The organism is Kitasatospora sp. NPDC001664, from assembly GCF_053596675.1.
Window position 1 is genome coordinate 33,857 of record NZ_JBSFGS010000036.1, and the last position, 19,665, is coordinate 53,521.

General features: G+C 73.4%; 25 protein-coding genes. 2 read left to right on the forward strand and 23 right to left on the reverse strand.

What is annotated here, in order from left to right; translation table 11 throughout:
• Positions 1-41 precede the first annotated feature (41 nt).
• The 23 genes from ACWCYY_RS34960 to ACWCYY_RS35070 all read right to left on the reverse strand — a co-directional run bounded on the left by ACWCYY_RS34960 (position 42) and on the right by ACWCYY_RS35070 (position 17,892).
• Complete coding sequence (locus ACWCYY_RS34960) at positions 42-449, reverse strand: hypothetical protein (protein WP_449798336.1); 408 nt, start codon at positions 447-449, stop codon at positions 42-44.
• Positions 450-590: 141 nt separating this feature from the next.
• Complete coding sequence (locus tag ACWCYY_RS34965; RefSeq protein ID WP_449798337.1) at positions 591-830, reverse strand: hypothetical protein; 240 nt, start codon at positions 828-830, stop codon at positions 591-593.
• A gap of 90 nt (positions 831-920) precedes the next feature.
• A complete protein-coding gene (locus tag ACWCYY_RS34970; protein WP_449798338.1) occupies positions 921-1,166 on the reverse strand; it encodes a hypothetical protein in 246 nt (81 codons plus the stop codon).
• Between the two features lie 35 nt (positions 1,167-1,201).
• Entirely contained in the window at positions 1,202-1,906 is a 705-nt protein-coding gene (locus ACWCYY_RS34975; RefSeq protein WP_449798339.1) for a hypothetical protein, read from the reverse strand.
• Between the two features lie 52 nt (positions 1,907-1,958).
• Positions 1,959-3,161 carry a DNA polymerase III subunit beta gene (gene dnaN / locus ACWCYY_RS34980; RefSeq protein WP_449798340.1) on the reverse strand — a complete coding sequence of 401 codons (1,203 nt, stop codon included), beginning with the start codon at positions 3,159-3,161 and terminating at the stop codon, positions 1,959-1,961.
• 77 nt (positions 3,162-3,238) lie between these two features.
• Positions 3,239-3,646: a hypothetical protein gene (locus ACWCYY_RS34985; RefSeq protein ID WP_449798341.1), complete on the reverse strand. Its 408-nt coding sequence runs from the start codon at positions 3,644-3,646 to the stop codon at positions 3,239-3,241.
• Between the two features lie 64 nt (positions 3,647-3,710).
• Complete coding sequence (locus tag ACWCYY_RS34990; protein ID WP_449798342.1) at positions 3,711-4,640, reverse strand: hypothetical protein; 930 nt, start codon at positions 4,638-4,640, stop codon at positions 3,711-3,713.
• Between the two features lie 127 nt (positions 4,641-4,767).
• Positions 4,768-5,106, reverse strand: coding sequence for a hypothetical protein (locus ACWCYY_RS34995; protein WP_449798343.1), 339 nt, complete (start codon positions 5,104-5,106; stop codon positions 4,768-4,770).
• Between the two features lie 83 nt (positions 5,107-5,189).
• Entirely contained in the window at positions 5,190-5,564 is a 375-nt protein-coding gene (locus tag ACWCYY_RS35000) for a hypothetical protein (protein ID WP_449798344.1), read from the reverse strand.
• A gap of 130 nt (positions 5,565-5,694) precedes the next feature.
• Entirely contained in the window at positions 5,695-6,366 is a 672-nt protein-coding gene (locus tag ACWCYY_RS35005) for a hypothetical protein (protein ID WP_449798345.1), read from the reverse strand.
• Between the two features lie 63 nt (positions 6,367-6,429).
• Entirely contained in the window at positions 6,430-6,624 is a 195-nt protein-coding gene (locus ACWCYY_RS35010; protein WP_449798346.1) for a hypothetical protein, read from the reverse strand.
• 79 nt (positions 6,625-6,703) lie between these two features.
• Positions 6,704-8,188 (reverse strand): DNA/RNA helicase domain-containing protein, encoded by a 1,485-nt coding sequence (locus tag ACWCYY_RS35015; RefSeq protein ID WP_449798347.1) that lies wholly within the window; start codon positions 8,186-8,188, stop codon positions 6,704-6,706.
• Positions 8,188-9,024 carry a hypothetical protein gene (locus ACWCYY_RS35020; RefSeq protein WP_449798348.1) on the reverse strand — a complete coding sequence of 279 codons (837 nt, stop codon included), beginning with the start codon at positions 9,022-9,024 and terminating at the stop codon, positions 8,188-8,190. The genes ACWCYY_RS35015 and ACWCYY_RS35020 overlap by 1 nt, the downstream gene beginning before the upstream one ends.
• 100 nt (positions 9,025-9,124) lie before the next feature.
• Complete coding sequence (locus ACWCYY_RS35025) at positions 9,125-9,661, reverse strand: hypothetical protein (RefSeq protein WP_449798349.1); 537 nt, start codon at positions 9,659-9,661, stop codon at positions 9,125-9,127.
• A gap of 13 nt (positions 9,662-9,674) precedes the next feature.
• Positions 9,675-11,954, reverse strand: coding sequence for a hypothetical protein (locus ACWCYY_RS35030; RefSeq protein WP_449798350.1), 2,280 nt, complete (start codon positions 11,952-11,954; stop codon positions 9,675-9,677).
• Between the two features lie 133 nt (positions 11,955-12,087).
• Positions 12,088-12,279, reverse strand: a complete 192-nt coding sequence (locus ACWCYY_RS35035; protein ID WP_449798351.1) for a hypothetical protein — start codon at positions 12,277-12,279, stop codon at positions 12,088-12,090.
• Between the two features lies 1 nt (position 12,280).
• Positions 12,281-12,799, reverse strand: a complete 519-nt coding sequence (locus ACWCYY_RS35040; protein ID WP_449798352.1) for a hypothetical protein — start codon at positions 12,797-12,799, stop codon at positions 12,281-12,283.
• Between the two features lie 231 nt (positions 12,800-13,030).
• Complete coding sequence (locus ACWCYY_RS35045) at positions 13,031-15,121, reverse strand: hypothetical protein (protein ID WP_449798353.1); 2,091 nt, start codon at positions 15,119-15,121, stop codon at positions 13,031-13,033.
• Between the two features lie 43 nt (positions 15,122-15,164).
• Positions 15,165-15,680 carry a hypothetical protein gene (locus tag ACWCYY_RS35050; RefSeq protein ID WP_449798354.1) on the reverse strand — a complete coding sequence of 172 codons (516 nt, stop codon included), beginning with the start codon at positions 15,678-15,680 and terminating at the stop codon, positions 15,165-15,167.
• A gap of 99 nt (positions 15,681-15,779) precedes the next feature.
• Complete coding sequence (locus tag ACWCYY_RS35055; protein WP_449798355.1) at positions 15,780-16,040, reverse strand: hypothetical protein; 261 nt, start codon at positions 16,038-16,040, stop codon at positions 15,780-15,782.
• Between the two features lie 113 nt (positions 16,041-16,153).
• Complete coding sequence (locus tag ACWCYY_RS35060; protein ID WP_449798356.1) at positions 16,154-16,408, reverse strand: hypothetical protein; 255 nt, start codon at positions 16,406-16,408, stop codon at positions 16,154-16,156.
• Between the two features lie 363 nt (positions 16,409-16,771).
• Positions 16,772-17,182 carry a hypothetical protein gene (locus ACWCYY_RS35065; protein ID WP_449798357.1) on the reverse strand — a complete coding sequence of 137 codons (411 nt, stop codon included), beginning with the start codon at positions 17,180-17,182 and terminating at the stop codon, positions 16,772-16,774.
• Positions 17,183-17,358: 176 nt separating this feature from the next.
• Complete coding sequence (locus tag ACWCYY_RS35070) at positions 17,359-17,892, reverse strand: hypothetical protein (RefSeq protein WP_449798358.1); 534 nt, start codon at positions 17,890-17,892, stop codon at positions 17,359-17,361.
• Positions 17,893-18,219: 327 nt separating this feature from the next.
• On the opposite strand from ACWCYY_RS35070, the gene ACWCYY_RS35075 reads away from it, so the two are divergent.
• Together ACWCYY_RS35075 and ACWCYY_RS35080 are read left to right on the forward strand one after the other, a co-directional pair.
• The gene (locus ACWCYY_RS35075) at positions 18,220-18,972 is read left to right on the forward strand and encodes a GntR family transcriptional regulator (RefSeq protein WP_449798359.1); all 753 of its coding nucleotides are present in this window, start codon (positions 18,220-18,222) and stop codon (positions 18,970-18,972) included.
• Complete coding sequence (locus tag ACWCYY_RS35080) at positions 18,969-19,505, forward strand: AAA family ATPase (protein ID WP_449798360.1); 537 nt, start codon at positions 18,969-18,971, stop codon at positions 19,503-19,505. The genes ACWCYY_RS35075 and ACWCYY_RS35080 overlap by 4 nt, the downstream gene beginning before the upstream one ends.
• The last annotated feature ends 160 nt before the right edge of the window (positions 19,506-19,665 follow it).

Below are 19,665 nucleotides of genomic sequence, written 5' to 3' on the forward strand. Positions count from 1 at the left end.
GGAGAAGCGGAAACGGTGGCGGGCAGCGTCAGTGCCCGGACTCAGGTGTGCTGGAGCTCGGCGGCGGCGGTGGGCAGGGTGCGGGCGGCGGCGGAGGCGATGGCGCGCTGCAGCTCCTCGGCCGCGCGGGCCGCCGTAAGCAGGTGCAGGTACAGGACGTGCTGGTCGGGGTCGGCCAGGTCGAGGTTGGTCTCGGCGCAGCCCGCCAGGTTGTTGAGGTAGGCGGCGGTGTCGGCCTGTTCGTGGTGCAGGTCGATCAGGCCGGGCTGGAAGGCCAGCGCCGTGCCGAGCCGGGGGAGGGCCTTGGCGAGGTCGGCGGGCTGCGCCGCCCAGGCGACGGCGTGGGCTTGGGCGAGCTCGGCGGTGAGGCCGGCCTGGTCGGTGTGCACTCGGGAGTAGCCGACGGTGCGGAGCAGGCGGGCGGTCAGGCGGCGGAGCAGCGGGGTCACGGATACCTCCGGGTCGGTGCGATCTGACGGTGCGGGGGTGGCCGGCCGGGTGGCCGCGCCGCGCACCAGAGCGCCCCGCCCCGGACCGTGGTGGCCGGGGCGGGGCGTGTGCTGGTGGGCAGCGTCAGGACCGGGACGGGGTCAGTGCAGGAGGTTCCAGAGGAGCAGCGCGATGATGCCGACGCCGACCAGGACGGCCTTGGGGGAGATGCTGCGGGACTTCTCCAGCTCCACGATCTCGGCGTAGACGGCGTTCGCCTTGGCCTGCAGGCCGATCTTCGGCGGGCTGCCATCGGTCATGCCGACCATGGCGGCGGACAGTTCGGTGAGCCTCCTGTAGCGGGCGGCGATCTGCTCGTCGCGGGATATGGCCCAGGGCATCGGCCACAGTTCCTTCCGGTTGGCGGTGCGCGGCGGAGTGGGTGGTGCGGTCCGGGGCCGGCGCGGTGGGCACCGGCCCCGAAGGGTTGGTCAGGTGAGGCTCCGGGCGTCCTGGAGACCCTCGATCCGGGCGGCCTGGGCGTGGATGCGCTGCGCCAGGACGGTCAGGCGGGCGGTGTCCTCGGTCGACCATCCGCGGTGCAGGCCGGCGGCGAGGTGGTCGGCGTCGGCGCGCAGCTGGCTGAGGTCGGCGGCCAGGGCGTGGGTGCGCTGGGTGATGACGGCGGCGAGCCGGTCGCCGGGGAGGCCGGGGTGGGGAAGTGCGGTGTCGGGCACGGGGTCGGGCTGCTCCTGGTCGTGGTGGTCGGGGGTCAGCGCTGGTCGAAGGGGCCGGAGGGCTTGTGCCGGGCGGCGGGCTTGGTCTCGGGGACCTGGATGGTGATCTGCTGCGGCTGGATCTCGGTGCGGTTGATGACCATCGGCCGCAGGGAGAAGTCCAGGCCGCGCAGGGCGAGGAAGCTGGCGAAGGTCAGGACGGCGATGGCCGCGCCCGTGGCGACGGTGCGCCCGGCCTCGGGGCTGGCCTGCCAGACCATGGCGACGGTGGCAGCGGACCAGGTGGTCCAGCCGAGCCGGGCGATCGGCCGGCGGCTGGCGAACGCGGCCAGGAAGAGGGCCAGGCCGCCGGTCTTCCACACGGAGTAGGCGGTGGCGGGGGTGAGCGGGTCGGTGGTGTGCGCGTCGAGGTAGGTGTGGACGGGGGTGGTGAGGGCGACGCGCAGTCCGGTGGTGATGCCCAGGCCCTGCGGCAGGTGGATGGCGTTGATGACGGCGGCGGCGCCGCTCAGCAGGACGCCGCCGATGGTGCCGAGCACCAGGACGCCCAGGGCGAGCGCGGTCAGGTAGGCGAGGGCGCGCACCCACGGCTCGGCGGAGCCGAAGTCGTCCAGGCCGTGGGCGAGGTCTTGGCGGCGCTGGTCGAGCCAGCCGCCCGGGGCGGTGAGGGTGTCCAGGCGGCGGCGGGCCGCGGCGGCGAGGGTGGGCTGCTCGGTCTCGGTGCTGCGGTTCTCGGTCACGGCGTGCTGCTCCTTGGGATGGTGACGGGTGGTCAGGCGTGTCCGGGCGGGGTCAGCCGCTGAGGCGGACCGGCATGAGCAGGTGCTGGTGGTCGTCGTCGGTGTGCTCACCGGAGGTCCCGATGACGACCACCGGCTTGGTGGCGGTGGTCAGGTGCAGGCGGGCCTCGGGGGTGGTGATCGTCTTGAGGCAGTCGGCGAGGTAGGCGGGGTTGAAGGCGACGGGCACGGTGCCGCCGGGCAGGTCGCCGGTGACGGTGCACTCGACGCGGTCCAGGGCCTGGGCGTCGTCGCCGCTGCCCGCCTCCAGCAGCAGCACGCCGCGGTTGTCGCTGACGGTCAGGCGCACCGGGGTCTCCCGGGTGGCGACCAGGGCGACGCGCTTGAGGGCGGCGAGGGTGTGCTCGACCGCGATGGTGAGGGTCATCGCGGCCTGGTCGGGGTCGGGCCAGATGGCGCGGTACTTGGGGAACTCGGCGTCCAGCAGCCGGGTGCCGATGGTGCGGCCGGGGACGGAGAGGGTGAACTGGCCCTCGCTCCAGCCGATCCGCACCGGGTGGTCCCCGGCCAGGGCCCGGGCCGCCTCGGCAAGGAAGCGGGCGGGCACCAGCACGGTGCCGGCCGCGATCCGCAGCTCCTCCGGCGTCGGCTCGGGGGTGTCCTTGTCCCGCTTGCGCGGCCGCGCCGCAGGCAGGGTGCCGGTGGGCGCCACGGTGAGGTCGCGGATGACGAAGCGGTAGCGGTCGGTGGCCGCCAGGGTGAGCTGGTCGCCGTCCAGTGCGAGCTGCAGGCCGGTGAGCGCCGGGATGGCGTCGTCGGTGCCGGCGGCGATGGCGGTCTGGGTGACGGCATCGGCGAGCGCGTCGCCCTGGACGGTGAGCACGGTGTCGGGGACGGCGGGCAGGCCGGGGTACTCGTCGGCGGGCAGGGTCGGCAGGGTGAAGCGGGTGCCACCGCACAGCAGCCGCAGCCGGGAGCCGTCCAGCTCGAGGTCGACGTCCTGGCTCTTCGGCAGGGTCTTGCAGATCTCGTTCAGCAGCCGGCCGGAGACCAGGGCGGTGCCGTCGTCGGCGACCTCCGCGTCGACGCGGCAGGTGGCCACCATCTCGTAGTCGAAGCCGGCCAGGTGCAGGCCGTCGGCGTCGGTGCGCAGCAGGATGCCGGCGACGACCGGGACCGGCGGCTTGGCGGGCAGGGCGCGGGCGGTGTGGGCGACGGCGGAGGCGAGGTGCTCGGCGGGCACGCGAAGCTTCATGGTCGGGCGGTCCTTCCTGGTGTTCGGGGGGACAGTGCGGGCGGTGGACGGGCCTACTCGGTGCGGTCGTCCTGGTCCTAGTCGTCGGGGGTGTGGAGGTGGAGGGCACCGCCGCTGTAGGAGGTGCCGGTGAGCTCCCGGCCGTCGGCGGTGACCGGCGCGTGCTCGGGCACACCGGCCAGGTGCTCGCGCAGCCGGGCGGTGGTGACCAGGTGGGTGCGGGCGCTCCGGGGGAGCAGGGGCGGCACGGCGGGGCTGCCGACGTAGGGGGCGGTGCGGGCCGTGAGGTGGCTGTACAGCCGCACTTCGCCGCCGTCGGTGTCGATGTCGCCCACCAGGTCGCCGCACAGGAGCACGGGCACGCTGTCGGGCATGTCGGCCAGGTGGTGCAACAGGTCCGCGGCGGTGCACCAGGTGCTGCGCCAGGAGGCGGTGGTCAGCGACCCGGACGGGGCGGCGGGCCTCGGGGTGTCGGTGATGGTCATGTCCTTCTTCCGGGGCGTCGGGAGCGGTCGGGTCTGCTGGTCGGCGGGGTGGCCGGTGTACGGGCTACCGGTTGGCGGCCGGGGTGAGGCGGGTGCGGCCGCGGTTGTAGTGCGGCACCGGCTCCCGGCCCGGGAGCAGCACGGTGTCGTGCCGGTCCAGCTCGTCGCCGTCGCGGCTGCGGAAGCGCCGCTCGGCCAGGCCGTCGTCCTCGTCGTCCTGGTCGTCGGTCTCGACGTCGACGCCGGCCGCGCGCAGCTGGGCGTCGGTCAGGTCACCGACCTCGTGGACGGTGCCCGGGGTCACGTCGTACGCCTGTGCCCGCTCCACGTCGGCGAACGTCTCGTCCAGCTCCCGGAGGCAGGCGACCATCCGCTGCTGCCAGGAGGCGGGCATCGACTGCAGCAGGGTGCGGGGCAGCACCAGGTAGGCGGAGTAGGAGAGGCCGAACCAGGTGTGCACCGGCTCGTCGTCCAGGACGACGTCGGGCAGGTGCCGCTGGCCGCGCACGGGCAGGACCGGCGCCGGGCCGCGCTCGGCGGTGCGGGCGGCGCGGTGCTCGCGGTCGCTCTCGTCGCACACCAGCCAGCCGCCGTCGAGGTGCGTCCAGCCCGCGTCGACGGCCTGCTCGATCGTGTAGCCGACCGTGAAGTGGAGGCCGTTCTCCTCGTCGTACTCGCGCTGGCAGACCGAGCAGCGCGCCGACCAGAGCAGCTCCGGGACGACGGCGCCGGAGACCGCCGTCGCATCCGGGGTCCAGACGCGGCCGTGGTGCAGGACCACCGCCTGGCCGTGCTCGGCGCCCGGGTCCAGGGCGGCCCGGGCCGCGTACTGCGAGGCGGCGATCAGGGCGGCGATCTGGTTGAAGGTCGGGCGCTGCTCACCGGTCGCGGTCAGCCACAGCGCCCACTCGATGCTCTCGTCGCCGACCGGGGCCGGGTCGGCGTACGGCCCGAACAGGCCGGGACCGGCGGTGGTGCTCTGGGTGGTGGTCATCGGTGCTCCCTGCTGGTGGGTGGTGGTGGCCGGGCGGCCGGTCCCGTCCCCGGACGCGCCGCGCCCGCCCTGCCGGGGTTCGGCGGGGCGGGCGCTGGTGCGGCCGGCGGCGAGGCTGGCGGGCCGGTCAGATCCTCTGGTAGCGCTGGGCCGCGGGGTCCCAGCGGGCACCGGTGAGCAGGCGGTTGAGGTCTTCGACGGCGTCGGGGTCGTCGGCGGGGCAGGGCACCAGACCCAGGACGGGGTCGGGGGTGGCCCGGACGAACCAGCCCCACTCGCGGCACTCGGCCGCACCGGGCCACTCGCCGGTCCAGATACTGAGGCAGCGCTCGTCGTCCTGGTCGTGGTCGCACATCTGGAGCTGGCGGCCGCTCTGGGCACAGAGGGCGATGTCGCAGTCCTCCTGGTGGAGGTCGCCAGGTTCGACCTGGCAGTCAGGGCAGCGGGACGCGGTGGTGCCGTTCATGGGTGAGCCTTCCGTTCGCAGTGAGGCGCGCCCGCCCGGCCGAGGTGCGGCGGGGCGGGCGCGGCGCGGCGGGTGGTGTGGGGTCAGTCGCCGATGGCGGGACGCGCGGTGGTGGTCTGCTGGCGGTTCTGGTTGGCGAGCCAGGCCCCGGCGGCGGTCATCAGCCGGCCGTTGCCGAGGGAGTCGAGCGGGGCGGTGTCGATGTCGTGCATCAGCTCGGCCGGGCTGAGGGGGCGCATGTAGATGACCGGGGCGACGCTGATGACCTCCTCGGTACCCAGGACCTGCAGAGTGGCCTTGTCGCTGAGGTGGTGGCTGTCGGCCAGGACCTTGCAGAGCTGGGTGTGCTCGGGGTTGCCGGTCAGGTAGCGGTCCATGTCGCGGTAGAGCACGTACGTGCCCGGGCGCGGCTTGGTGGGGGCCGGGGTGGTGGCGGGCTGGGCGGTGGGCTGCTGCACGGTTGTGGTCCTTCGGTCGTCGGTGCGGTGTCGGCCGGTCGGCCGGCCCCGTCCCCGGACGCGCCGCGCCCGCCCGGCCTGTGTCGGCGGGGCGGGCGCTGTGCGGCTGGGGGCGAGACCGGGTGACCGGTCAGCCGTTGTGGTTGGTGACGGTGCCGCGCCACCCGGCGCTCTGCTTGCCGATGTGGGTCTGGTGGGTGCGGTGGACCAGGGCCAGGACGGTGCCGGAGGCGGTCGCGCCGTCGCCGGTGGCGCTCGCCGCCGCCCCGGTGCTGCCGCCGAGGGTGCGGAGCTTGCCGAGCAGCCCGGTGACGCCGAGCACCACGGCGGCGACCAGGACGGCCGCCCACTTGAGGAGATCGCCGAGCTCGTCGGCGTGCGGGGCGACGGCGGCGACGGCCGCGCCGACCATCCACACCGCCCCGCCGGCCGCCAGAGCGGCGACCGAGCCGTAGAGGACGTACTGGCGCACCGCGAGTGGCAGGCCCGGGTCGGCCACCGGCAGGGCCGGGGCCGCGGTGGGTACCGGCCGGGTCGGGGGCATGGGGTCCATGGCGGCGATGGCCCGGCGGTGCTCGGCGAGGCGGACCTCGGCGGCGTCGAGGTAGGCGGTGGCGTCGAAGACGGGGACGGGGACGGCCTGGCCGTCGATCAGCGCGGGGACGAAGGCGGGGAGGTCGTGGTCGGGGCCGACCGCCATGGCGACGATCTGGCCCTCCCAGGGCACGGCGGTGTAGCCGGGCTCCAGCAGGATGACCGAGGACGGGTCGGGCAGCTGGGGGGTGCTGTCGGGAGTGGGCATGGCGGGCTCCTTCGGGACTGCGGGCGGGGAAGCGGGGCGGTCGGCGGCTCGGGTCGGGTGCGGTCAGAACCGGATGCTGCCGATGAGGCCGACCAGGCTGGTGAGCAGGTTGTTGATGGTCGGGCCGAGGCCGGTGGAGGCGAGGGTGAAGCCGAACAGACTCAAGGCCAGGCCGGTGGGGATGGTGAAGGCCCCGTTGCGGCGCAAGATGATGACGACGATGCCGAGGGCGACGGCGAGGGAGGCGGAGACGACCACGGGGAGCTCCTGGTGGCGGGTGTGGGAAGGGCCTGCCGGAGTTCCGGCAGGCCCTTCGGGTTGATCGGATGGGCGGCGGCTACTCCTGGTCGGTGCGGTTCGCCGTGTTCAGGCCGGTCAGGGCGGCCTTGATGGAGCCGAGCTTCACGGGCTTGCCGCCGTCGGCGTTGACGGCGTCGAGGATCGCGTAGATGTCCAGGTGCTCGTCGGTGTTCTCCAGGACGGCCGCGACGCGGTCGCCGACGGTCAGGCGCCGCGGCCTGGCCGGCTCCTCCGGCTCGGGCACCGGGATGACCGGCACCGGGACGGTGCGCGCGGCAGCGGCACCGGGGGTGGGCGCGGTCCGCACGCCCCCGGTGCCGCTGCCGGACCTCCCGCGGCCGGGTGCCCCGGCTTGGGGCTCCTCGAACTTCTCCGGGCAGGCGGCCTGGTAGGCGGCCAGGCCGTCCAGGCGGCCGGCGTAGGCCTCACCGGCCGCCTCCCAGGAGGCTTCCTCCAGCGTGGCGACCGGGCCGTCGCCGTACAGGGCGAGCATCTCGGGGTCCAGGCCGTCGGTCGGCATCACCGAGCCGACCTTGAAGAAGCGCATCCGGCTGGTGGGGTTGGTGCCGGACAGGTGGTAGCCGTTGCCCTGGGTGCCGGGCCGGTCCTCGTCCGTCTCGGTGGTGTCGAACTGCGACTTCAGCTCGAAGGCCCCGGCGTACTTGGGGATGGGCATGAGCTTCTGCCCGGCGGGCAGAAGCCCGTCCGAGACCAGCTGCCTCATGAGGTTGGAGGTCCAGCGCAGCAGGATCACCTCGCCCTCCTTGAGCATGGAGCGCAGGGTGTCGGAGCCGCCGAGCTCCTCGAGGTGACCGGCCTGGGCGAACAGCGCGATGCCCATGCCGAGCGAGCGGCCGGTGCGGCCGATGTCCTTGATGTAGAACGTCGCCTCGTCCCGGTACGGGGCGCCCTTCTCCAGCAACCGGTTGGCCTCGTCCACGATCATGTACATCAGCGGATCGGGCCGGTTCATCAGGAACTTCGAGCGGCCGGCCGCCGCGTACCTGGCCTCGCGCTCCTTCATGATGTTCCAGAAGGTGCGCAGCTGGGCGATCGCGCCTTCCTGGGTGAAGGTGCACCAGTCGCAGTTGGCGCGGGCCTCGGGCGCGGACTGGCCGCCCTTGAGGTCGGCGTAGAAGACGGTGACGCCGCTTCGCTTCATCCCGGCCAGCAGGATCTGCCCGCCCGTGCTCTTGCCCGCGCCGGTGGTGCCGAACAGGAGCAGACGCTGCGCGGAGCCGGACTTCGGGTCGTACAGCCGCACCCGGGTCTTGCGGCCGTTGTGGTGGCGGCCGACCCAGATCCGGCCGGTGGCGTCCATCGCCAGGTCCGCCGGGTCGGTCAGGACGACGTCGGCCAGCGGGTCCTCGGGGTAGATGGTGACCAGGCCCTGGCTGCCGTTGATCTCCACCGCCAGGCGGGCGGGGTCCTTGATGTCCATCGCGTCGGCGAGGCGTTCGAGGTTGTAGGTGATGACGTCCCCGGCCGGCACCCGGACGGTGAGCTCGTAGATCTTGCCCATCAGGTGAGTTCCTTCGTGTCGGTGTCGACGATGCGTACGTCGGTGATCCAGGTGCCGGGCATGCCCTTGGGGGCGATGTGCTGTGCCCAGCGCGTGTGCGGGTCCTCGGCCGTCGCCGGCGGGGTGCCGATGCTCAGGCGCCGGACCCCGGCACCGTGCCCGGCGACCTTGCTGACCTTGATCTCGTCCTCGTCCCAGTCCAGACGCGCGGACAGCGCGGTGATGGAGATGGTCGGCACCGGCGTGCCGGGGACGGCGGCGGCGATGATCGCCTGGAGCGAGGCCGGGCCGGTCTGCTCCACCTGCAGCAGCACGGTGCCCGGCGCTGCGCCGCCGTCGACGGCGACGTGCTGCGCCCACCACAGCGACATCGGGTGGGAGGAGCCGACGGGGACCAGGCCGGCGGCCTGCTGCTCCTGGTGCTGCTCGACGGCCTCGGGGGCGAGGGAGCGCTCGCGGCTGGCGAGGACGCGGGCGGTGCGGCCGGGGCGGAACTTCCACACCAGGACCGGCCAGGCGGCGTCCAGCAGGAGCTCCCACCAGTGCACGCCGTCGACCAGGCGCTCGGCGACGAGCAGCACGGCGGCGGTTGCGGGCGGCGCGCAGTAGAGGGTGGTGGAGATGTCGCGGATGCGGCCCTTGGGCAGGGTCGCGGACCAGATCAGGCCCCAGGCGGTGGCCGCTCCGGCGCCGCTCAGGGTGGCGACGTAGGGCCACGCCTCGGCGGTGACGAAGGTGTTGGTGACCAGGCCGGCGGCGCAGGCCACGGTGGCGGCCCGGCCCAGGTGGCCGCGGGCGACGGCGATGCGCCCGCGCAGCGGGCCGAGCGTCAGCATGGTGATGGGGCTCCTTCACGGTGGCCGGGGGAAGCGGCGGGGTGAAGGGCGGCCGAGCCGCGCCCGGGTCGGGGCGGCACCGGCCGCCCCTTGGGTTGGGTCAGCGGTTGCTGTAGAACTCGCGGTCGGCCATCGCGCCCTCCTTGGTGGCGATGGCGTCGGCGACGGGGCCGTAGTCCGACTCGTGGGCGTCGGCGGTCTGCTGGAACGCGGTGCTGAGGTCCTCGGTGGCGGCGGCCATCGCCTCGGCCTCCTCCAGGACCGCGCGCATGACGGTCGCGGCCTCGCGGTGCTCGTTGACGGTGTCGAGGTCCACGTTCATCCCGGCGGCCTGGTCGGCCAGGCGCTCCACCGACTCCGCGCAGCTCTCCACGTAGGCGTAGGTCGCGCGGACCCGCTCGGCGAGGAACAGCAGCTTGGCTCCGGCGAGGGTGAGCTGGGTGACGACGATGGCGTACTTGACGGCCTCGGTGATCACCTCGGCGGTGGCCGCCAGGATGCCGCCGCCGGCCGAGACCGCTGCGCCGCCGGACACTTCCGCCCCGCCGGTGTCGGCCGGGGCGGCGCTGGTGCTGACGGCGGCCGAGGTGGTGGTCGGCTCGTTGGTGCTGACCGGGACGAGATCGCTGTCGGACATCGGGTTCTCCTTCCTACTGGTCGTGGTACTCGCGCTCGGCCGGGGCGATGTGGCCCTGGTCGCGGGTGACGTCGGCGACGTTCTTGTCCCGGCGTTCGGCGTTGTGGCCGGCGTTCTCGATGGCCTCGGCGGCGGCGGGGATCGCCTCGGCGATGGCCTCCGCCCTGGCCTTCACCTCGCCGGTCTTGTCGATCAGCATCAGGACCAGGCCCTCCAGGACGCCGGGCACCTTGAGCTCGACGATCTTGGCGTGCAGGGCCTCCAGGCGGCCGACGAACTTCTCGCAGGCGTCGGCCGCCTCCAGGGCGTCCTCGGCGCCCTGGCGGATCTCCTCGCCCATGTCGGCGTCGGCCTCGATGACGTCGCCGATGGTCAGGTCGGAGTCGGCGTACTGGGTGCCGTGCGGGCGCGGCGCGGTGCCGGACGGGGCCGCGGGCGAGCGGGGTGCGGGAACGGTCACGGGCGGTCCTCCGGCGGTCGGTGCAGTTGGTGCGGGTGAGGTCGGATCCGGCCCGGAGGTCCCGGGGCGGACGTGCGGGCTGGCGTAGGGGGCGCGGGGCAGGGCGGCGGTGCCGGGGGCGATCGCCCCGGCGGTGTGCGGGCCGGGCTTGTCGGCCCGGGAGACGAAGGTCGTCGGGCCCTGGGTGTGGCCCCAGCCGGGCGGCGGACCGAACCCGCCCTGGGCCGACTGCGCCCCGGTGGAGCCCGTGCCGGTGGAGCTTGTGCCGGTCGCCCCGGCACCCGCCGTGCCGCTCTTGCCCTTCGTCTTGTTCTTCCTCTTGCTGCTGCGGCGGGTGGCGGCCCGCTGCCACAGGTTCTGCTTGCTGCCGCTGTGGCGGCGGCCTCCGGCCTTCTTCATCCGGGCCTTCGCCCGGGAGCGGGCCTTGGCCTTGGCCCGGCCGGCCTTCTTCTTGGTCTTGTTGACCCGCTTCATGTACGGGGAGCGGCGGCCCCCGCGCCGCTTGCGGCCGGAGCCGCTCGCACCGCCCGAGGCCGTCCCGGCCGTCCCGGTCGCGCCCGCTCCGGTCGTCCCGGTCGTACCGGCCGCCGAGCCGGTCGTGCCGGCGGCGGGCTTCGGCTGCTTGGTCAGGTTCACCTTCGGGCCGGGAGGCGCGGTGGCCCCCGGGGTGGCCTGCCCGGTGGTCGGCGGGGTCTGGGCGGAGGTTCCCTTGGGCTTCTTGCCGTTGAGGATGCGGCCCGCCACCCGGGTGCGCGCGGCGCCCCGGATGGTGTCCGGGCCCCGCACTGCGTTCGGCCCGGCGGGCTTCCAGTTGCCGTTGGTGATCCGGTCGGCGGCCCGCTGGCGGGCCGCGCCGCGGATCGTGTCCGGGCCGGGCCGCTGCTTGGGCGTCTTCGGGGGCTTCGGCGTCTTCGGCGTGGGCCCGTTCGTGATTCGGTTGGCCGCCCGCTGCCGGGCCGCGCCCCGCATCGTGTCCGGCCCGGCCGGCTGCCTGGGCACCTTCGGCGTCTTCGGCGCGGGCCCGTTCGCGATCCGCTCGGCGGCCCGCTGCCGGGCCGCGCCCCGCATCGTGTCAGGGGCGGCGTTCTGCTTCCCGGGCCCCTTTCCGGGGCCCTTTTCCGACCCGGAATTGCGGTCCGGGCGGGGGCTGCGCCCGGAGTCCTCGAGAGCCTTCCTGCGGGCGTCGGAGACCTTGCCCGGCCCCGGGGTGACCCCGGAGCCTCCTCGCCCGCCCACGGCCCCGCTCCGGCCCGCGTCAGGCTTCTTGCCGGGGTCGCCGGACTGCTTGCCGAGCGGTGCGGGCTTGGGTCCGGCGGGCGGCATGGAATTCGTCCGGCCCGAATTCTGGGAGGAAACCGGGCCGGGCCCCTTCGAAGTCCGACCCGATTCCTGGCCGGACGGCACCCGCCCTTTCTGCTGCGCCGCGAAAACGCCCAGACGGGCCTTCTCCAGTTCGGCGTTGGCCTTTCCGGTGGTGGCTTCCTGCTGGTCCCGAACGGATTTGAAGTGCTCCGCGCGAGCCTTTACGTAGCTGACCGCATGGTAGGCACCGCGCAGGGCCGCGACCGTGATTCCGGCCATCATGACCGACGACATAGCGGCGACCTGGCCGAGCGATCCGGGCCCGGCGGCCGGTGCCGCCTCCATGGCGGCGGCGTTTTCCGCCATCCCGGAAATCACCGGATTGGCGGGGACGGAGAGGGACGCGGGCGGCCCGTAGTCCGTGGTGAGGGGGGCGAGGGTGGGGGTGCCGGCCGCCTCGGTCACGGCGCCGGGCACCAGCAGGGCGGGGAAGCCGAGCACGGTCCCGCCCTCGGTGGTCTCGTCGGCCATCGGGCCGCCTCCAATCGTTCGTCACTGTCAGTCACCGATCCGGGGCCTCTCGCGTACGCGTACGTACGCGTACGTGGCGACCCCGGATCGGCGCATCCCGCCGGAAAACTGAGCGCGGAGCGTCACGCCCGGCTCAGCGGTTCTGGGCGTTCGCCCGCTCCTGCGTCCAGGCCCCGAGGAGCCGGACCAGGTCGGCCCACGCCGCCTCGTCCTCGCCGGCCAGGGACCGGGCCAGGTCCCACAGCGCCCGGGCCCGGTCGGGGCTGGTCTCCGTCGCCGCCAGATGCCGCTGCCAGTATTCGATCTGGCCGCGCGTCATCGGCATTTCACGCCCCCTTTTCCAGGAAACTCAGGAACGAAATGGATTCCGTCTTCTCCGGGTTTCCGGGGGCGTTTCCGTTCTGATCGACGTAGATTCCCTGACCGATTCCGTGCAGGGCAGACGCGGTGTTCAGCGACTGCTGCTCCTGACCGCTCCGGACCCCGGCCTTGGCGGCCTTCTTGAGCTCCTTCGCCTTCGCGCGCTCGGCCCGCTTGATGGGCAGTTCGACGTAGTAGCGGGTGTAGGCGGTGTGAATCCGCTCGGCGTCGACCACCGCCTCCCGCAGGTGCTTTTCCAGGCTGGCCATCGGCTTGGCCGCGCGCTTCGCCCGGGTCTTGGCGTCCCAGGGCTTGTCGCCGTCGAGCCGGATTTCACCGAGCGACGCCCGGTATTCGTGCAGGAGCCCTTGGACCTCGTTGGCCATCTGCCGCAGCCGCTCGCGCTGCTGGTCGGCGAACAGCGCCGTTCCGTTCGGCTTGAGCAGGTGGTCGGAGGTCCACCCGTTCCGGTTGAGCTGGGACATGCCGTCCTCCAGGTGTGCAGGTGATGGATGCTCGACCCGGGCTCCGGCCGGATGGCCGGGTCGCTACGGTGGTGCTCGGCGCTGTCGGCGCCTTCGGCGGTCACCAGGGCATTAGGCGTGCTCTGGTGGCCACCGGAGAGTCCGACTCCGCTGGTTGCTCTCAGTTACTGCCGTGGTGAGACCGGGCCGGCCACCGCGTGCCCTGGCGGGGTGTCGGCGGGCGGTCCGGTCTCAGCCGGTCTTGCGGAAGCGGGTGCGCGCGGTCTCAAGGCGCCGGGCGGACGTCGCCCGGCTCTTGCCCGTGACCTTCTCGGCGTCCTCCAGTGAGACCTGGTCGGTGCCGCCCCGGCGGTGCATGAGACTGAGCAGCGCGGTGATCTCGCCCTCGATCTCGGCGTCCTGGGCGGCGGCGCGCTTCTTGGTCTCACCGCCGCGCTTGGCGAGTGCCGCGCCGGGTCCGCTCTCACGATCGGTCTCACGCGCTGACCTGCCGGTCTCACGCTCGCCGCCGCCGGTCTCAACCAGTCGCATCGGGCGGCCGGTCTCACGGTGGCCGCTCTCACCGGGCCCGGCTTCGATCTCACGGCGCTCTCGCCCGTCGTCCGCGCCGTCGTCCGGCGCGGGAGTGAGGGCGGCGAGGTCGTCGTTGAGATCGACGTAGACCGACTCGTCGGTCTCACTGTCGCCCGGCGCGGTCTCGCTCTCACCGGGGCCGGGCTTGTCGTCGCCGTGGCCGCTCTCACCGGTGGAGGTGATCTGGTGCAGGCGCCACATCACCCACGGCGCGATGGCCGCGACCGTCACAATCAGCCACCACAGCGGCTTGCCCTTGTCGGGGCCGGAGGTGTGCACGCCGACCAGGCCGGCCGCCGCCAAGTGATAGACCGCGTTCGCCGCGACCATCAGGATGATCGCGCCGAGCACGTCCCGGTGCCGACGGAAGCTCTGCACCACGTACACGTCGATCGACAGCGGCAGCGCCCACGCGACCTGCCACGGCCACCCGGACATCCGGGCGAGCGCGAACTCGCCGCTGGCGGTGAGGACGATGGTGGCGGCGAGCGCGACCCTCGGGCCCCACTTGTCGACCACCGCCTGGCGCACCCGCGTCTTGGCGACCAGGGCCTCCGCCTCCTCGGCCTCCTCGCGGATCGCCGCCAGCCGGGCCTGCGCGTCGGCCTGCTGCTTCGCGCCCGCGCCGAGCACCTCCCGCACCCGCACCTCGGCGTCGCCGACGAGCTGCCCGGCCTGGTCCTCCGCGCCGGCCAGCCGCTCGGCCGCAGCAGCCTCCGCACTGCGGATCACCCCCGACGCCTGCGCCTCCGCCATCGCCTTCACCCCGGCGACCGCCTCGGCGGCCTGGCCCTCGGCGGCGGCCAGCACCTCCTCCGCCTCCCGCTCCAGCACCTGCGCCTGCTCCTCGGCGCTCTTCACCAGCGAGTCGGCCTGCTCCCTCGCGCTGTCCAGCATCTGCGCTGCCTCCTCTTCCGCGGCGTCCAGCGCCGCCCGGGCCTGACCGCGCAGCTGCTCCGCGTCGGTCTCGGCCTCACTGCGCGCCGTCGCCGCCGACTGGCGGCGGGCGGCGGCGTCCTGCTCGGCGGCCTCCACCAAGGAGGTCGCCTGCTTCTTGGCCTCGGCGACCAGGTGCTCGCCGTGCTCGGCGACCTGCTCGGCCTCGACGCGGGCCTGCGCCGTGACCTGCTCGGCGTCGGCGAGGATCTGCCGCGCCCGCTCCCGGGCCGCGCCGACGATCCGCTCCCCCTCGGCCTCCGCCTCCGCCTGCAGCTTCTCGGCGGCCTGGCGGCGGCGGGCGACCGTCTGCTCGGCGGCGGCGAGGTCGCCGTCGGCGATCTCGCGGGCCCGGGCCACCGTCTGCTCGGCGGCCTGGATCTGCTGCTCGGTCAGCGCCGCGAGCCGGGCGACCTGCTGCTCGGCGGCGGTGCGCTGGCGGATCGCGTCGGCCAGCTCGTCACGGGCCAGCGCCAGGCGCTCCTCCAGCTCGGCCGCCGTCGCCTTCGCCAGCTGCTCGGCGTCGGCCAGCACCGTGCCGGCCTCCGCCCGGACCTGCTCGGCGTCGGCCACCTTCTGGCGGGCGTCGGCGAGCAGCTGGTCCGCGTCGGCCTGCGCGGTGGTGCGCAGCTGGTCGGCCTCGGTGCGGGCGCTCTCCAGCAGGGTGTCGACCGCGGCCTGGTCGGTGGCGGGGGCGTCGGGCTCGCGGGGGGCGGGCACCGTGTCGGCCGCCACCGGGGCGGTGGTGGCGGTGGTCTTCGCGGGGGTCTTCGCCGCCGGGCGGCGGGCGGGGGTGCGGGTGCGGGCAGCCACAGGGGCTCTCCTTATATACGTGCGCGGGGAACGCGGGCGGTCGTCAGACGCGGTAGGCGGCGGTGGCGCGGGCGGTGAGCCGCTCCAGCAGGTCGGCCAGGCTGCTCAGCGGCTGGACGTCGTAGTCGACGGAGCGGGCGGTGAGCAGGCCGATGCGCTCGGCCGCCGGGTAGTGGCCGGAGCGGGCGGTGCCGGACCGGGAGCGGCCGGGGTGGTAGTGCAGCCACTGGCCGGCGCCGAGGTAGTGGACGGCGCTGCCGTCCGGCAGGCCGCTCCAGCGCTCGGCGAGCGCCAGGCCGAGCACGTTCACCGAGTCGGAGTTCTGCTCGGCGAAGTCGGCGGCCCGGCAGGCGGCCTCGTCGCGGACCCCCGCGTCGATGTAGCGCAGGACGGCGTCCAGGTCGCCGTCGACCGGCGGCTCGGCCGGCGTCCAGTCGGCCGGCGCGGTGAGCGTCAGCGCCGTCTCCAGCGCGGCGGCCGTCTCGCTCAGCTTGGTCTCGGCCTGCTCGGCCCGGTCGCGCAGCGTCTTGAGCGTGCGGCGGGAGGTGATGGTCAGCATCGGTGTGGCCTCCGTATATAGGGGAGAGAGGTGCGCCGCCGTGCCCGTCCCGGAATCCGGGGTGGGCACGGCGGCGCGGTGGTCGGTGAGGTGGTGCGGTCAGCGGCGGAAGAACCAGCTGACGCGGTCGGCGCTGCCGCCGTCGGCCTGCTGGACGGCCTGGACGTAGTCGACGACCTCCTGGCCGCGCGCCTCGCGGCCCCGCTCGGTCAGCGCGGCGGCGAGCGTGCCGGTGCGGAAGGCGGCGGCGGCCTCCTGGTCGCCGCCCGCGATCTGCGCCTTGATGTCCTTGGTGAACTGGTGCTGACCGGTGAGGTCGATGACGGTGCCGGTGACGGCGGCGCGCAGCTTCTCGAACATCCCGTTCTCCTTCGCGGTGACGGTGGTGGGGTGCGTCGGGCACCTTCGAACACCGCCGCGCCCTGCCCCCGGTGCGGGGCGGGCGCGGTGGCGAACGACAGCGACCGAGGCGGTCAGGCCAGGGCGGCCAGGCGCCGCAGCGCGGCGACCTGCTCCGGGTAGGCGGCCTCGTGCAGCACGTGCCGCTGCTCCAGGACCGCGCCGTCGGTGGCCGGCTGCTCCAGGAAGGCGTCCACCCGGTACCGGATGGCGTCGGCGTCGACCTCGATCTGCCAGGCGAGGTACTCCTCCTGGTCGGCGGCCTCGTAGTCGGCGTGCATCTGCTCCAGCTCGGCCTGGCGGGCGGCGTACGAGTCCTCGTCGAACATCGCGGGGTCCTCTCAGTCGTGGTGGTGGCTACTGCTGCTTCTCGGCCTTGGCCTTGGCGTGCATCTCTCGGGCCCTGCGGAGCAGCTCGTCCATCTGCTGGCTGGTCCAGGCGTCGTCGTCGGCGCTCATCGGCCACCGCCGGTCGGGGCCGGGGCGGGCGGGGTCGGCGGCACGGACGGCGTGGTGGTCGGGGTGCCGCCGCCGATGAACGAGCGGCAGATGCTGGGGTCGGTGACGGTCACTTGGTGCCTCCCGAGGTGGCCTTCTTGAGCGCGGCGGCGGCGGCCTTGGCGGCCTGGGCGGCGGCCTTGTTAGCTGCCTTGGCGAGGAGCAGCTGGATCAGCGCGTCGGACGCCACGGGGTCACCCGGCCAGGGCGAGGTAGCGGACGGCGGCGGAGACGGTGGCCGGCAGGGCCGGGGTGGTCGCGATCGTGCGGGTGTCGGCGTCGGCCAGGAGGTCGAGGTCGATGACGACGGAGCGGATCGCCTGGGTGGCGGCGGCCGCCCGGGCCCGGACGCGGCGGACCAGCTGGCGCAGCAGGACGAGCAGGCCATCCAGGCCGCGGTGCCCGTCGGGGTAGTGGCCGGCCTCGACCGCGTCCCAGACCTGGTCGGCGAGCTCCTCGTCGAGGTCGGTCGCGGCGGGGCTGATCGCGGCGAGCTGCTCGGCGGCGGCGGCCAGCAGCGCGGTGGAGTACCGGCCGTACAGGTCGTCGAAGTCGGTGTTCGAGGTCTCCGCGGTGTCGACGGAGAGTGCCATCATGGTGTCCACAGGTCGTTTCCTCTCGTCACTGCTGGTGGGCTGAGCGACCGACTGAAGGCCCCGGGGTTGCGCCCCCGGGGCCTTCTGCTGCTCTGTGCTGCGTACGAGCAGCCACGGCCGCCGCCCACCCCGTCGTGCTCAGGGGGTGGGCGGCGGCCGTGGTCGTTCGTGCTGCTGCTGGTTGGTCAGGCGATACGCCCGCTCGGCAGCGTCAGCGGCTCGGTGGGCGTGTGCTCCGGCATGGTCAGCGGGAAGATCGGGCTACGAGCGCCCTCAACCGACTCAGCCCGCTTGGTGTCGATGTCCTGAACCGTCCGAAGGGTGCGGGCCCACTCGCGGGTGCGCCGCTTGGCGAGCTGCCTGGCGGACCCGGCCGGGTCGTCCGAGCGCCGCTGCGCGATGTGGAGGACCGCCTTGGGGGCCGGCGCCTTCACCTTCTTGAGCACCGTGGTCGGCCGCCGGGAGGCGTTGTCCGCGACGCCCTCCGAGATCGCCAGCGACCACTGCTCGGCAGTGACGTCCTTCTCGACGCGCTGGGCGCTGGCCGGGCAGTACGTCGTCTCGTCGTCCAGGGTGTGCGGCTGGATCTTGCTGCGGTTAATCCGGCGCCAGACCCCGCAGTCGGGGCAGACCAGGGAGGCCGGCAGGCCGGGGGACATCTCGAGCTGGTGGGGGCGAAAGGTGCTGAGCCGAAGAGCCGGCCGGGTGTTGCTGCGCATCACGGTCTCCCGAGTACGAAGGGGCGGAGGCTTGCGGCTGTGTTCTCCACACCTCACGAGCGACGAATCGCCTGTGGGGCCTGGGCAGCACAGCTGCTGATGGGTGGAGCTCCTGCGCGACCCCAGGGTCTGGTCTTCACCGTCAGTCGGCGCAGGTCGAACTATGTAGATGTTTCGCACTTGGTGGATCTCACAAGAGGTGACCGCTCGTACTGCCTCGGTCACTGCCTTGTGGTACCCCACGGTGCCCCATGGCATCCCACGGTGTCAAGCGGTACAGTGGGGTTCCGAAGGGCGCATTTTTCGAGTCGCAGAGGAACTAGGGCTATGGCTGACCCGGTCGACAATCGACCACCGAACGAGCGCATCGCAGCGCACTACCGGGATCTGATCGCCTCTGGCGCTCTCCCGGCCGGGACCATGCTGTCGAGCAACAAGATCCTGGCGGCCGAGTGGAAGGTGAGCCCCGGCACCGTCGAAAAGGCCATGGCGAAGCTGCGCACAGAGGGGCTCGTACGGGGCATCCACGGCATTGGCACCGAGGTGATCGGGCACCCCGTGACCCTCTCTTCTGGCTCGCAGCGGCAAGACCGGGGCCAGCAGACGGGATCATCCTGGGGGACCGGCGAGCGGTCGGACTCGCACACCGGCGCCCTGGTCCCGGCTCCCGAGGATGTGGCCCAGGCGCTCGGTATCAAGGCCGGCGACTCGACGGTCCGCAGGACCCGCGTGTACCGCGACAGCCACGGAGTCGTCGCACATTCCACCTCTTGGATCCCGGGCGAGCTCGCCGCTGCAGTTCCCGAGCTGGCCCGAGGCGAGCGCCTGCAGGGCGGAACGTCCTTGGACCTCATCGCCCGCGCGACCGGACGCCGTGCTGAGCAGCGCCGCGACAGAACAGGGGCACGCATCGCTACGGCGGAAGACCTGGTTTTGCTGGAGCTGGGCCCGAACACGGTGGCTGCGATCCTCGTTATGACCGCGAGCTTCATCGACCGTGACGGTCGAGTCCTCGAGTACGGAGTCGACCTCGGGGCACCGGGGCGTACCCGCGAAGAGTCGTCGGAGTTGCTCCCATGACCAGCGCACCCTGCGTGCTGATGGCCGGCCTCCCCGGTTCCGGCAAAACCAGCCTCGCCCGAGCCCTGGAGTCCGCAGGGATGAAACGGATCTGCCCAGATGAGGAGATGTTCCGAAGGCACGGTCACTACGGGACGGACTTCCCCCGCGGCGAGTACCTCGTCCGGGAGCGACCTGTCTTGGACGACCTGGCTGGCGATCTGACCGAAGCACTGGCCACAGGCCACCCGGTTGTCTTCGACCACGGGCTCTGGACGCCAGCCGAGCGCACCGAGTGGAGGGACAGGGCGACCGCAGCTGGCGGTGAGCCACTGCTCGTCTATCTGCAGGCAACCCAGGACCTGCTTTGGTCCCGCCTCCAGATCCGCAATCTGAACACCCACAACGACCCGAACTCGATGTACATCTCCGAAAGCGACCTCGAGCGGTGGAGCGGTCGGTTCTACCCGCCTGGCCCTGACGAGCCGCACCTCGTCTACGACGGCAAGCCGCAGTCGGTGCTGACCGCTATAGCTCCCGACAACCCAACTTGATCCCGGCCTCATCAGCTCCCCCTCCGGCCTCCGAACGAAATCACCGTGCCCGGCCGATCGAGCCGTAGAAAGTGACGGGGAGCGGTGACAACCGGGATGTCACCGGTACTTGTCACCTCCGTAGGACCACACCGCACTGCCAGACTCGCTGCAACCGACT

Bases quoted from the DNA above. Each gene is read 5' to 3' on its own strand.
- ACWCYY_RS34965 (WP_449798337.1), bottom strand. From the start codon at position 830: ATGCCCTGGGCCATATCCCGCGACGAGCAGATCGCCGCCCGCTACAGG.
- dnaN (WP_449798340.1), bottom strand. From the start codon at position 3,161: ATGAAGCTTCGCGTGCCCGCCGAGCACCTCGCCTCCGCCGTCGCCCAC.
- ACWCYY_RS34985 (WP_449798341.1), bottom strand. From the start codon at position 3,646: ATGACCATCACCGACACCCCGAGGCCCGCCGCCCCGTCCGGGTCGCTG.
- ACWCYY_RS34990 (WP_449798342.1), bottom strand. From the start codon at position 4,640: ATGACCACCACCCAGAGCACCACCGCCGGTCCCGGCCTGTTCGGGCCG.
- ACWCYY_RS34995 (WP_449798343.1), bottom strand. From the start codon at position 5,106: ATGAACGGCACCACCGCGTCCCGCTGCCCTGACTGCCAGGTCGAACCT.
- ACWCYY_RS35005 (WP_449798345.1), bottom strand. From the start codon at position 6,366: ATGCCCACTCCCGACAGCACCCCCCAGCTGCCCGACCCGTCCTCGGTC.
- ACWCYY_RS35015 (WP_449798347.1), bottom strand. From the start codon at position 8,188: ATGGGCAAGATCTACGAGCTCACCGTCCGGGTGCCGGCCGGGGACGTC.
- ACWCYY_RS35020 (WP_449798348.1), bottom strand. From the start codon at position 9,024: ATGCTGACGCTCGGCCCGCTGCGCGGGCGCATCGCCGTCGCCCGCGGC.
- ACWCYY_RS35025 (WP_449798349.1), bottom strand. From the start codon at position 9,661: ATGTCCGACAGCGATCTCGTCCCGGTCAGCACCAACGAGCCGACCACC.
- ACWCYY_RS35030 (WP_449798350.1), bottom strand. From the start codon at position 11,954: ATGGCCGACGAGACCACCGAGGGCGGGACCGTGCTCGGCTTCCCCGCC.
- ACWCYY_RS35035 (WP_449798351.1), bottom strand. From the start codon at position 12,279: ATGCCGATGACGCGCGGCCAGATCGAATACTGGCAGCGGCATCTGGCG.
- ACWCYY_RS35040 (WP_449798352.1), bottom strand. From the start codon at position 12,799: ATGTCCCAGCTCAACCGGAACGGGTGGACCTCCGACCACCTGCTCAAG.
- ACWCYY_RS35050 (WP_449798354.1), bottom strand. From the start codon at position 15,680: ATGCTGACCATCACCTCCCGCCGCACGCTCAAGACGCTGCGCGACCGG.
- ACWCYY_RS35055 (WP_449798355.1), bottom strand. From the start codon at position 16,040: ATGTTCGAGAAGCTGCGCGCCGCCGTCACCGGCACCGTCATCGACCTC.
- ACWCYY_RS35060 (WP_449798356.1), bottom strand. From the start codon at position 16,408: ATGTTCGACGAGGACTCGTACGCCGCCCGCCAGGCCGAGCTGGAGCAG.
- ACWCYY_RS35070 (WP_449798358.1), bottom strand. From the start codon at position 17,892: ATGCGCAGCAACACCCGGCCGGCTCTTCGGCTCAGCACCTTTCGCCCC.
- ACWCYY_RS35075 (WP_449798359.1), top strand. From the start codon at position 18,220: ATGGCTGACCCGGTCGACAATCGACCACCGAACGAGCGCATCGCAGCG.
- ACWCYY_RS35080 (WP_449798360.1), top strand. From the start codon at position 18,969: ATGACCAGCGCACCCTGCGTGCTGATGGCCGGCCTCCCCGGTTCCGGC.